Source organism: Vibrio sp. FE10 (genome assembly GCF_030297155.1).
GTDB lineage: Bacteria > Pseudomonadota > Gammaproteobacteria > Enterobacterales > Vibrionaceae > Vibrio > Vibrio apostichopi.
Genome location: NZ_AP028067.1, coordinates 522,334 through 535,909 on the forward strand (window position 1 = coordinate 522,334; position 13,576 = coordinate 535,909).

Here is a 13,576-nt window from a genome sequence, read left to right on the forward strand (position 1 = left end):
GTACAATCTATTTGATTAAGCCTTCGCTTTTTAGGCTTGTGCGAAGTTGATCCGCTCGCTTTCGGTTGACACCAAAATCAGAATGGCCAGTGCGAGACTCTGAACGCACGATCAGTTTGCCATCAGTGATCTTAAGTTCTAAGTCATCGACAAAGCGCATGATGCGAGAAGTACATTCAACACGCAGGTAATCTTCTGTTTTACTCGCGGTTTTCGATCCCGGTAAGGTTAGGACAACTTGTTCAATCTGATCGAGAGTTACAGACTCTGAGAGGTCAAACTCTGCTAGAGCATGTTGTTCACGGCTATCTTGAGTTGATACACAATTGGGTTTATCACCACAAGGCGATGAAGTTCTGTCTTTCATGTCCGTGATTCCTTGGCTGCAAGCGGTTAGAGTTAAAAGAGATAGAGAGAGGAGAGCGGCTTTTTTCATCGTGATTCCTATGGCATTTTAGTTCTAATTATAGTTATCGGTATTGGCTTGTTTGCGATTGTTTTACGTATTTTCGTTATGCTTGTGATCAAACGTATCGAATTGAAAAAAGGATCCATGCTTGGATCCTTTTTTTATAGTAACGAACTGAGTAGTAAAGGAAACTTTATACTAGGGCGTGTTGACCTTTCGTGGTTAAATTTTGTTCGAGATAAAAGCGTTTTAATCGCGGCGAGGGGGAAGTAGCCTAGTCACTCTAAGCAAATCTCCCTCAACAAAGAGTAAAACGCTTTTAGCCGAACCCTTCGGGCAGCGTTTGCTGGTCATTTCTACTACGTTATTGGCTTCTCATGTAGGCTAGCTACACATCGACGCCTCTGCCTTGTATAAATGTCCAGCAACTCGCTGCAAAAATCAGCTCGAAAGATCAACACGCCCTGGTCACACTTCTAGGTAGTCCAAGATCCCTTCAGCGGCTTTACGGCCTTCATCGATAGCGGTCACTACTAAGTCCGAACCTCGAACGGCATCACCACCGGCAAAGATCTTACTGTTGGTGGTTTGGTATTGAAACTCTTGTTTGCCGGGAGCTTTGATGCGCCCCCATTGGTCGAGATCTACACCAAATGGTTCTAGCCACTCCATTGCATGAGGTTGGAAACCAAACGCCATGATCACAGCATCTGCTTCAAGAACATGCTCACTGCCTTCTACGGGTTCAGGGCGACGACGTCCTGCATCATCCGGTTCACCCAAGGCCGTTTTAACCACTTTTACGCCAGTCACATGACCGGATGAATCGGTTTCCAGTGCTAATGGTTGAAGGTTGAACATGAACTTCACGCCTTCTTCTTTCGCATTTTTCACCTCACGGCGAGAGCCCGGCATGTTCGCTTCATCTCGGCGATAAGCACAAACAACATTAGCTGCGTGTTGACGAATCGAAGTTCGGACACAGTCCATTGCGGTATCACCACCACCAAGAACGACCACTTTTTTGCCTTTCATGTCGATGAATGGCGTTGGATTATCCAGTTCCATGACCTTGTAGGTATTGGAAACAAGGAATGGTAGGGCATCATAAACGCCCGGTGCTTCTTCGTTGTCTAACCCAGCACGCATGTTTTTATAGGTACCGACGCCTAAGAAAACGGCATCATAGTCATCGACCAATTGTTGTAGCTGAACGTCTTTACCTACTTCGGTATTCATTTTGAATTCGACACCCATACCACTAAAGATACGGCGACGGTTTTCCATGATGCCTTTCTCAAGCTTGAACGATGGGATACCAAACGTCAGTAGGCCACCGATCTCTGGGTAGCGGTCAAATACCACGGCCTTCACACCGTTTCGAACTAAGATATCCGCTGCTGCAAGACCTGCTGGACCTGCGCCGATGATAGCGACCTTTTTGTCGGTCCATTCAACGTGAGACATGTCTGGCTTCCAGCCCATCTCAAACGCTTTGTCGTTAATGTACTTTTCAATATTGCCTATTGTTACTGCGCCGAAATCATCATTGAGAGTACAAGAGCCCTCGCACAGACGGTCTTGAGGGCAAACTCGGCCACAAACCTCAGGCAAGCTGTTGGTTTGGTGAGACAGTTCAGCCGCTTCGATAATACGTCCTTCATTGGCAAGCTTGAGCCATTGAGGGATGTAGTTGTGAACTGGACACTTCCATTCACAGTAAGGGTTACCACAGTCTAGACAGCGGTCAGCTTGCGCCTTGGCTTGTTGCTTAGTGAAAGGTTCGTAGATCTCTACAAACTCAATCTTACGTATCTTGATTGGCTTCTTCGCTGGGTCTACGCGATTCACATCAATAAATTGGTATACATTCTGGCTCATGATTGGCTCCTTCCAATTATTGCGCTTGAACACGAAGTTCAGCAGAGCTACGGCTTTGGTGACCGAGCAAGGTGTTAAGATCCGCCGTCTTTGGCTTCACTAGGTAGAACTTTGGAATCCATTCATCAAAGTTCGCCAGAATAGCTTCAGCGTGCACTGAGCCTGTCTCTTCTAAGTGCTCCGCAATCAAGCCGCGTAGGTGTTCTTGGTGGATAAACAGATCAGACAGAGAAAGAGCTTCGACCGATTCGTTGTTCACTCGGCCTTGGAAGTCCTCATTCTTATCCATCACATAAGCAAAACCACCTGTCATACCGGCGCCGAAGTTCACTCCGGTTGCGCCAAGAATCGCAACAATACCGCCTGTCATGTATTCACATGCGTTGTCACCAGCGCCTTCAATCACGGCAACGGTACCTGAGTTACGCACGCCAAATCGTTCGCCTGCAGTACCCGCAGCGAATAGCTTGCCTCCGGTTGCGCCATACAGACAAGTGTTGCCTATGATGGTCGCTTCGTTACAAGTAAATGCGGTGCCTTGGTGAGGCTTGATAACCACTTTGCCGCCAGCCATGCCTTTGCCGACATAGTCATTGGCATCACCCGTCAGATACAGCTCGACACCGCCAGCGTTCCAAACCGCAAAAGACTGGCCTGCGGTACCATCGAGATACAACTTAATTGGTGAACCTGCCATGCCTTGGTTACCGTAACGTTTGGCAATTTCGCCAGAGATACGAGCGCCAATCGAGCGATCGGTGTTGATCACGTTGTAGTAAAGGCTGGTGGATTGACGTTTCTCAATCGCATCGATTGCGTCATCAAGGATCTGTTGGTTGAGTTGAGCTTTATCAAACGGTGCGTTTGGCTCTGTCCAAAACAGTGGGTGACCTTCCGCAGATACCGGAGCTTCCAATATTGAAGAGAGATCGAGCTTGCTCTGTTTCGCAGTGAGGCCTTGAACGGCTTCAAGTAGATCAGTACGACCTATTAGGTCAGTGAGCTTTTCTACGCCAAGTTCTGCAAGGTATTGACGTACTTCATCGGCTAGGCCGGTAAAGTAGTTCACTACCATGTCTGGTAGGCCTTTGAAGTATTCACGACGTAGGGTTTCATCTTGAGTCGCAACACCTGTCGCACAGTTATTTAGGTGACAAATTCTTAAGAACTTACAGCCCATTGCGACCATAGGTGCGGTACCAAAACCAAAGCTCTCTGCACCTAAAATCGCGCCCTTGATAACATCGAGGCCAGTCTTTAAACCACCATCGACTTGCAGGCGGATCTTATGACGAAGCCCGTTGGCTACGAGTGCTTGCTGGGTTTCGGCTAAGCCAAGTTCCCAAGGACAACCTGCGTATTTCACTGAGGTCAGTGGACTTGCTGCAGTACCACCGTCGTAGCCGGAGATCGTAATCAAGTCGGCATAAGCTTTCGCTACACCTGTGGCAATGGTGCCTACACCCGGTTCAGATACTAACTTCACTGAAACCAAGGCTTTAGGGTTAACTTGCTTAAGGTCGAAAATCAGTTGCGCCAGATCCTCGATCGAATAGATATCGTGATGCGGAGGAGGGGAGATCAGAGTTACGCCTTGAACTGAGTATCTCAGCTTAGCTATTTCTGCCGTGACTTTATGACCCGGTAGTTGACCGCCTTCCCCTGGTTTCGCACCTTGTGCGACTTTGATTTGTAGAACATCCGCATTGGTTAAGTAATGTGGCGTCACACCAAAACGACCAGAAGCTATCTGTTTGATGCGCGAGTTACGATCAGTACCGAAGCGTCGTGGATCTTCACCACCTTCACCTGAGTTGGAGTAGCCTCCTAATCGGTTCATCGCCATGGCCAGCGCTTCATGAGCTTCGGGGCTCAAGGCACCAATCGACATAGCCGCAGAGTCGAAGCGCTTAAAGAGATCGCTACTCGGCTCGACTTGTTCTAGTGGCAGAGGTTGTTCGGCTTTTTTGAGGCTCATTAAGTCGCGCAGCATAGCAGCAGGACGAGCATTAACTTGCTTCGCAAAAGATTGATAATCCGATGTTTCACCTGTCTTTACGGCGGTTTGCAAGGTACTGACTACGTCTGGGTTATAGGCGTGGTATTCGCCGCCATGTACGTATTTGAGTAAGCCACCATGTTCCAGTGGTTTACGTTTAGTCCATGCTTTACGAGATAGGTTATAGATATCTTGTTGGAAGTCGCTAAAGCTAGCGCCTTGGATACGAGTCGTTACGCCACGGAAACACAGATCAACAACATCGGTATGTAAACCGACTGCCTCAAATAACTGCGAGCAGCGATACGAAGCAATTGTCGAGATACCCATCTTCGACATGATCTTATAAAGACCTTTGTTGATGCCGTTTTGGTAATTTTGCAATGCAGTACGATAGTCTTTATCTAATGAACCATCGTCCAACATTTTGCCCAGAGCTTCATAAGCGAGATACGGGTAAACCGCGGTGGCACCGAAGCCAAGCAGTACTGCAAATTGGTGTGGGTCACGTGCGGTTGCTGTTTCAACCACGATGTTAGCATCACAACGTAGGTTGGTGTCTGCAAGTCGAGTTTGCACCGCGCCGACCGCCATGGCTGCTGGAACTGGTAGCTTACCTTTCTCTAAACCTTTGTCTGAAAGCACAACTAAAACGGCGCCGTCACGTACTTCTTGAACCGCACGATCACACAAGTCGTTGATGGCTTGCTCGAGATCTTTTTCTGCTGGGTCATAGTGCATGCTAAGAATCGCATGACCGTAATGCTTTTGATTTAATTGCAGAAGTTGCTGCATGTCAGAGTAGACCAGAACTGGCGAATTAAATGTCACACGGTAGGCGTGACCGTCTGTTTCGCAGAACACGTTCATCTCTTGGCCAATACTGGTGGCTAAAGACATAACATGCTTTTCACGCAATGGATCAATCGGTGGGTTGGTGACCTGTGCAAACATTTGACGGAAATAGTCAGTGATGAGACGTTCTTTCGAAGAGAGCACAGCCATCGGCGTATCATCGCCCATCGAGCCTACGGCCTCTTGTCCCATATCACCAAGCACACGCAGTACTTGGTCCGACTCTTCGTTGCTCATCGCAAACTGTTTTTGGTAGGTCTTGAGCGTGTCATCGTCAAAGCTGCGCTTACCGACTTGCTCATCGGGCAGGTCGGAAAACGGTGTGAGTTTGTGAACGTTCTTTTCCATCCACTCTTTATAAGGGTGGCGACCTTTAAGGTCATTGTCGATCTCGTTAGATTGCCACAGTTTACCGCGGCGCGTATCTATGACGAGTAGTTCACCCGGGCCGACACGCCCTTTCTCTGCCACTTCGTCTGGCGCGTAATTCCAGATGCCCACTTCAGAGGCCAGAGTGATCAGGTTGTCTTTGGTAATCACATAACGCGCAGGGCGTAAGCCGTTTCTATCTAGGTTACACGCAGCGTAACGACCGTCAGAAAGGACGATACCTGCAGGGCCATCCCACGGTTCCATGTGCTTGGAGTTGAAGTCGTAGAATGCACGCAGATCGGGATCCATGTCCGGGTGGTTTTGCCAAGCGGGCGGCACGAGCATACGCATCGCTCGAAACACATCCATACCGCCGGCAAGGAATAGGTCGAGCATGTTGTCTAGGCTTGAGGAGTCAGATCCTGTCTCATTCACAAAAGGTGCGGCTGTTTGTAAATCTGGCAACAGCGGTGAAGAGAATTTATAGGCGCGAGCTTTGGCCCACTGACGGTTGCCTTCAATGGTATTGATCTCACCATTGTGCGCCAAATAGCGGAATGGTTGAGCCAATGGCCAACGTGGTTGTGTGTTGGTCGAGAAACGTTGGTGGAACAGACATATAGCTGATTCCATACGTAAGTCTGCAAGATCGAGGTAAAATCGCGGAAGATCGGCCGGCATACACAAGCCTTTGTAGACCATGACTTGTGTTGAAAGGCTACAAATATAGAAATCTTTGTCTTCGGTGATCTGTTTTTCAATTCGACGACGAGCAATGTATAGGCGTCGTTCGATATCGCGTTCACGCCAACCAGCGGGAGCGGAGATAAACACTTGCTGAATATTGGGAACAGAATCTTTGGCGATTGGGCCTAATACGTCGGTGTTGGTTGGCACGACACGCCAGCCAGCTACGGTTAAAGTCTCTTGAGCGAGCTCTTTATTAACGATGTCTTGCGCCGATTGCGCTTTGATTGGGTCTTGACTGAAGAAAATCATGCCGACAGCGTATTGCTTGCCGAGCTTGAAGTTATTCTCTTCAGCAATAATTCTGAGGTAAGAGTCTGGCTTCTGTAGCAATAAGCCACAGCCATCTCCTGTTTTACCATCCGCGGCGATACCACCACGGTGTGTCATGCGATCGAGGGCTGAAATAGCAGTTCGCACCAACTTATGACTAGGTTGGCCTTCCATTTGCGCTATTAAACCAAATCCACAGTTGTCTTTTTCAAGACTAGGATCATATAGAGCCATTGCAATTCTCCCTTTTGCTTCGCTGTCATCCAGACAGTAAATGACTAACTATTCATGTACTTGTTATTTTTTTATGAACTTGTTCTTATATAAACTGATAGTTTGTTTTTAGCTAGCTAAAACGTTATTGGTTGTGTTAACAAAACCGATTGGTTTTATTTTCATCAGCTTTACAACGTATAGCTAATTGTGTTTAAGGTCAAGTTCATGGTTAATTATCATGTGTAAACGCGATTAGCCACGTAATAATCTAAAATAGTCGGTGAAGATCAATGAGATATAAAAGCTAGATGTTAACGAGATTTAACATGTGCAGCAGTAGTGATTGAGAAAGAGTGAAAGGCCAGATAGAAAAAAGGCTAGCATCGAGTGCTAGCCAAATATAAAAGTTAGGAAGGGTGTTGCTTTTTCCCTAGGCTAACGTCAACGACATTAGCCCGAGAAATATTATGCGGAAAGCATGAGTGAATCAGCTTTCGCTTCTAAGTTTGAGTTACCCATTAAGAAGTCATCAATGGCAATTGCACATTCACGACCTTCATTAATACAACGTACAACCAGAGATTGGCCAGTACGCATATCACCAGCAGCGAAAACGCCTTTCTGGTTCGTCGCATAACCTTCAGAAGCCACGTTGCCGCGCTCGTCCAGTTTAATGTCGAGCTGAGCCAGTACACCTGTTGGTTCTGGGTGTAAGAAGCCCATCGCTAGGAATGCCATATCACAAGGGATAACACGTTCAGAGTTTGCTACTTCATCAAAACCTGGACGCTCACCTGGTTTCGCATCTTGCCAAACGATGTCAGCAATGCGAAGTCCGGTTACATTACCGTTATCGTCAGAGATGAACTCTTTGGTTAGGATGTTCCAATGACGTTCACAACCTTCTTCGTGAGAAGTGGTGGTCTTCATGATCATTGGGTATTGAGGCCAAGGCATATTGGTAGGGCGTTGCTCTGGTGGGATCGGCATGATCTCAACCTGAGTAATGCTTGCTGCTTTATGACGGTTTGATGTGCCCACACAGTCAGAACCCGTATCACCACCACCGATAACCACAATGTGTTTATCTTTAGCGTGAAGCTCTTCTGTTTTAAGGTCTAGGTCGTTAGCACGGCGGTTGTTTTGACCAAGGAATTCCATGGCAAAGTGAACACCTTTCAGCTCACGACCTGGGATTGGTAAGTCACGTGGAACCGTAGAACCACCCGTTAGCAATACCACATCAAATTCTTGGCGTAGCTGTTGAGCATTAACATCAACACCGATGTGTTGGTTTACTTTAAACTCAACGCCAGCTTCAGCCATTAGGTTGATCTTACGATCAATTACGTCCATACCCAGTTTGAAATCTGGGATACCGAAACGCAGTAGGCCACCCACTTTCTCGTCACGTTCAAATACAGTCACAGAGTGCCCGGCACTGTTTAGTTGCTCAGCAGCGGCTAGACCAGCAGGGCCTGAACCGATAACGGCAACTGTTTTACTTGTACGTGAACGAGGTATTTTAGGCTTTGCGTACCCTTCACGGTACGCAGTTTCTACAATTGTTTTCTCGATATTACAGATAGTGATTGGGTCTTGGTTGATACCAAGAACACAAGCACTTTCACAAGGAGCAGGACACACACGACCTGTAAATTCAGGGAAGTTATTGGTAGAGCTTAGAATGTTCCAAGCTTCTTCCCAGCTGTCACGGTAAACCGCATCATTGAATTCTGGGATGATGTTACCAATCGGACAACCGCTGTGACAGAAAGGTACGCCACAGTCCATACAACGAGATGCTTGAGTATTGATCTTTTCACCAAACTCTTCGTTAAGTACGAACTCTTTGTTGTCTTCAATTCGAACTGACGGGTCGAGCTTCTTTGGAAGCTCACGACCGTGTTCTAAAAATCCAGTAGGCTTACCCATTATACTGCCTCCACTTCTTCCGTTTGTGCCTGTTGTGCTTCAGCTTTACGCTTTTGAAGAACCGCTTTGTAGTCACGAGGCATTACTTTAATCAGTGATGCAACACTTGCTTCAAAGTTTTCTAGGAAAGACTGAGCAACTTCACTTCCTGTGAATTCAACATGCTTAGTTAGCATATCTAGTAGAAGATCTTTATCTTCTTGTTCAATTGGATCTAGGTCGACAAGTTCTGCGTTGAGCTTGGTTTCGAAGTCGCCTGCTTTATCCCAAACATAAGCGACACCGCCACTCATACCTGCAGCAAAGTTACGGCCTGTTGAACCAAGGATAATTGCTGCGCCACCTGTCATGTATTCACAACCGTGGTCACCAACACCCTCAACAACAACCTTCGCACCAGAGTTACGAACACAGAAACGTTCGCCAGCCATACCGCGAATGAAAGATTCACCTGAGGTTGCACCGTAGAAACATACGTTACCAACCACGATGTTATCTTCCGCAACGATAGTAGATTTCGCATCTGGGTACAGTACCAAAGTACCGCCAGACAGACCTTTGCCCCAGTAATCGTTCGCGTCGCCTTCTACTTCGAACTTAACGCCTTTCGCAAGGAACGCACCGAACGATTGACCTGCACTACCGTGGAACTTAACGTTCATTGGCTGTGGTAAACCTTGGTCTTTGTAAACCTTCGAGATTTCGTTCGACAGCATCGTGCCTGCTGAACGGTCCGTGTTGATGATAGGGAACTGAGCGGTAACCGCTTCACCTTTCTCAAGCGCAGGGATTGCAGCCTGAATCAACTTACGGTCTAGAACGTCTTCAAGATTATGATTTTGTGTTGTCTGGTTGTAGATACCGTCTTCTGCACGAGCCTGCTCAATGTGCAGTACTGGTGTTAGATCTAGGTTCTTGTACTTCCAGTGACCGATGTCATCACGAACTTTAAGTTTGTGCGATTGACCAACCATCTCATCGATAGAGCGGAAGCCAAGTTCAGCCATTACTTCACGTAGACCTTCTGCCATGTATTGGAAGAACGTTACTACGTCTTCTACGCGGCCGTCGAAACGCTCACGAAGAGTTTTGTTCTGTGTTGCGATACCAACAGGACATGTATTCTTGTGACACTTACGCATCATGATACAGCCTTCAACAACTAGAGCTGCTGTTGCTACGCCCCATTCTTCAGCGCCAAGTAACGTTGCGACTGCAAGGTCACGTGGTGTTTTCATCTGACCATCAGACTGAACCACGATACGATTACGTAGGCCGTTTTTCAGCAGTGTTTGGTGAGTTTCCGCTAGACCCAGCTCCCAAGGCAGACCGGTGTGACGGATAGAAGACATCGGAGATGCACCCGTACCACCATCAAAACCTGCGATAAGTACTACGTCAGCTTTCGCTTTCGCTACACCTGATGCAATCGTACCTACGCCAGCTTCTGATACTAGCTTCACGTTGACACGGCCATTACGGTTCGCGTTTTTCAGATCGTAGATTAGCTGAGCCAAATCTTCGATTGAGTAGATATCGTGGTGTGGCGGTGGAGAGATAAGACCTACGCCCGGAGTTGAGTGACGTGTTGCACCGATCCAATCATCAACCTTATCACCAGGTAGTTGACCACCTTCGCCAGGTTTCGCACCTTGAGCCATCTTGATTTGCAGCTCATCAGCGTTAGATAGGTAGTAAGACGTTACACCAAAGCGACCAGAAGCCACCTGTTTGATTGCTGAACGTTCCCAGTCACCGTTTTCTTTGCGTTCGAAACGTGCTGGATCTTCACCACCTTCACCTGAGTTTGATTTTGCGCCGATGCGGTTCATTGCAACAGCCAGTGTTGAGTGAGCCTCATGCGAGATTGAACCAAAGCTCATTGCACCCGTAGCAAAACGCTTAAGGATTTTCTCAATAGGTTCTACTTCTGCTAGAGGAATAGAGCCTGCTGGGTTCTTGATGAAATCAAGTTGGCTACGTAGCGTTGCTGCGTTGTCACCTTGAGCATCAACGGCGTTCGCGTACTTTTTGAATTGACCGTAATCTTTGTTACGCGTCGATTCTTGAAGTAGAGAAATGGTCTCTGGGTTGAATAAGTGTTTCTCACCACGTTGTTTCCACTGGTAAACACCACCAACATCAAGAATCTGTGCTGGGATTTCACGAGCAGGGTAACCAACACGGTGACGTACTAGGACTTCACGTGCGATATCATCGATCGTTAGACCTTGGATACGAGAAACCGTACCTGTGAAGTATTTTTCAACCACTGATTTGCTGATACCAAGAGCTTCAAAGATTTGAGCGCCGTGGTAAGACTGCAGCGTAGAGATACCCATCTTCGAGAAGATCTTCAGTAGACCGCCGTTAACACCTTTACGGTAGTTATCGAATAACTCACGTGGGTGAACGTTTGGATCTAGCTTCTTAGTACGTTGCAGTTCAACAATCGTTTCGATAACTAGGTATGGGTTAACTGCGTTTGCACCGTAACCGATTAAGGTTGCGAAGTGGTGCGTTTCACGCGCGTCACCTGTTTCAACCACGATGTCACACTTAGCACGTAAACCTTTACGGATTAGGTGGTGGTGAACAGCGCCAACCGCCAGCATTGCTGGGATAGCTGCGTGGTTTGAGTTAACCGCACGGTCAGTCAGTAGAATGATAGAGTAGCCGTCAATAACCGCATCTTCCGCATATTGGCAGATACGTTTAAGTGCGCGCTCTAACTTACCTTGGTCGCCATTTGCTTGGAATACGATATCCAGCGTCTTCGATTGAAGGTGCTCGTTATCGATTGCACGCAGTTTCTCTAACTCTGAGTTAGAAAGAACAGGAGACTCAAGTTCTACTTTTTGACAGTGTTCAGGTGTTTCAGCAAGTAAGTTCTGATCTTTACCTAGGTAAGTGTTCAGAGACATAACCATACGCTCACGAATCGGGTCGATTGGCGGGTTAGTTACTTGTGCAAACAACTGCTTAAAGTAGTTTGAAAGGTGCTGCGATTGGTGAGAAAGAATCGCTAGCGGCCAGTCAGCACCCATTGCAGAAAGTGGCTCGTAGCCTGTTTTTGCAAGAGGGAGAATGATTTCGTTTACTTCTTCAGAGCTCACGCCAAACGATTGTTGTTTGTGTAGCAGTTTCTCTGGAGAAGGTTGGTTAAATTCGTTGCTCGCATCCGGTAGCTTTTTCAAGCTCAGAAGATTCTCTTCAACCCATTTTTCGTAGGGTTGCGATTTAGCAATACCGTCTTTCACTTCTTCATCAGAAATGATGCGGCCTTGCTCAAGGTCAGCAACGAAGATACGACCAGGCTGTAGACGACCACGGTATTCAACGTTTTCTGGTGCGATTTCTACTACGCCAGATTCAGACGCCATTACTAGGAAGTCGTCTTTGGTCACTGTGTAGCGAGAAGGGCGTAGACCATTACGGTCAAGCGTTGCACCTACTTGAACACCATCGGTGAAACATACTGATGCCGGGCCATCCCATGGCTCCATTACGTTCGCGTGGTACTGGTAGAACGCGCGACGAGTTGGATCCATGTTTTTGTTTTCTTGCCATGCTTCAGGGATCATCATCATCAATGCGTGTGGCAGAGTACGACCTGAAAGAACAAGTAGCTCAAGTGCCATATCGAAGTTTGATGAATCCGAGCTACCTTCCTGACAGATAGGCAGTAGCATGTCGATTTCAGCTTGAGTGAACAGATCCGATTCAAGGATCGCTTCACGCGCTTTCATCCAGTTTAGATTGCCGCGAACCGTATTGATTTCGCCATTATGCGCAATGTAACGGAAAGGCTGAGCTAGACGCCAACGTGGGAATGTATTGGTAGAAAAACGAGAGTGTACAAGTGCTAGAGCTGTCACCATGGTTGGGTTTTGCAGATCTAGGAAGTACTGAGGAACTTGTTCTGTTGTTAGCTGACCTTTGTACACCAATGTCTTGTAAGACATAGAGTTGATGTAGAAGTCATCACCAATGTTTGACACGCTTTCTAGGCATACACGAACCGTATAGTTACGTAGAACATACAGTTTGCGTTCAAGCTCTTCTGGTGTAGTACCAGGGCCGCCAGAGATAAAGACGTGCTCAAATTGAGGTTCAGTGCTTAATGGGTCAGCACCAATCATTGAATTGTCAGTTGGAAGTTCACGGTAACCGATAACTTCTAACTCAAGGCGTTGTGCATTGCGCTCTAAAATATCGCGGCACTGTGCACGTTTGTGTTCATCTTTAGGGAAAAGTACAACACCAACACCATATTTTTCAAAAGATGGCAGTTTAATTCCAAGCTTAACGGCTTCTTCTAGTAAGAATTCGTGCGGCTTCTGTAGCAGGATACCTGCACCATCACCAGAACACGGATCGCAGCCTTGGCCGCCACGGTGTTCCATACGTGCAAGCATATCGAGTGCTTGAGTTACTACATCATGAGATTTGCGATTCTTTAGATGCGCAACAAAACCGATACCACAAGCGTCATGCTCCAGTTCAGGAGTATACAGACCCTGTGAGTTCTGCTCTTGATCTACCATAGATACATCCTTCCAGTTAAATCTAGGCGCAACTTATTTGTATAAAGTTAGCCTTGTCCTTTTATATTTATGGGTCTAAACCTGCCTATGCTGGCGGTTTGAATCCTTTCCGTATCTCGCAGGAAAAGTATTGCGAGAAAAACAATCCTTAGTGATATCCGTTTATTTTTAGCCACAAACTAGTGGATTATATAGGTGGGATATGGATATCACCGACTTATTAACAAGTTTTCGTTGTAAGTAAATACACAAAAATAGCCAATATGTGTAAGTATCCTACAATTTTGTCTAGGCGAATTGCAATGAAAGTTGACCCATGTAGACCATTTTTTTCGTTTTATT

The 13,576-nt window shown here is 46.9% G+C and carries 5 protein-coding genes; all 5 read right to left on the reverse strand.

The features are described from left to right. Nucleotides 1–7 precede the first annotated feature (7 nt). Nucleotides 8–436: a DUF1499 domain-containing protein gene (locus tag QUF19_RS02395; protein WP_286295577.1), complete on the reverse strand. Its 429-nt coding sequence runs from the start codon at nt 434–436 to the stop codon at nt 8–10. 441 nt (nt 437–877) lie between these two features. After that, nucleotides 878–2,290: an FAD-dependent oxidoreductase gene (locus QUF19_RS02400; RefSeq protein ID WP_102434678.1), complete on the reverse strand. Its 1,413-nt coding sequence runs from the start codon at nt 2,288–2,290 to the stop codon at nt 878–880. Nucleotides 2,291–2,306: 16 nt separating this feature from the next. Further along, nucleotides 2,307–6,770 (reverse strand): glutamate synthase large subunit, encoded by a 4,464-nt coding sequence (gene gltB / locus QUF19_RS02405; RefSeq protein WP_286295578.1) that lies wholly within the window; start codon nt 6,768–6,770, stop codon nt 2,307–2,309. Between the two features lie 447 nt (nt 6,771–7,217). Then, complete coding sequence (locus QUF19_RS02410) at nt 7,218–8,687, reverse strand: glutamate synthase subunit beta (protein ID WP_286295579.1); 1,470 nt, start codon at nt 8,685–8,687, stop codon at nt 7,218–7,220. Next, nucleotides 8,687–13,234, reverse strand: a complete 4,548-nt coding sequence (gene gltB, locus QUF19_RS02415) for a glutamate synthase large subunit (protein ID WP_286295580.1) — start codon at nt 13,232–13,234, stop codon at nt 8,687–8,689. Before gltB (QUF19_RS02415) ends, QUF19_RS02410 begins: the two co-directional genes overlap by 1 nt. Nucleotides 13,235–13,576 lie beyond the last annotated feature (342 nt).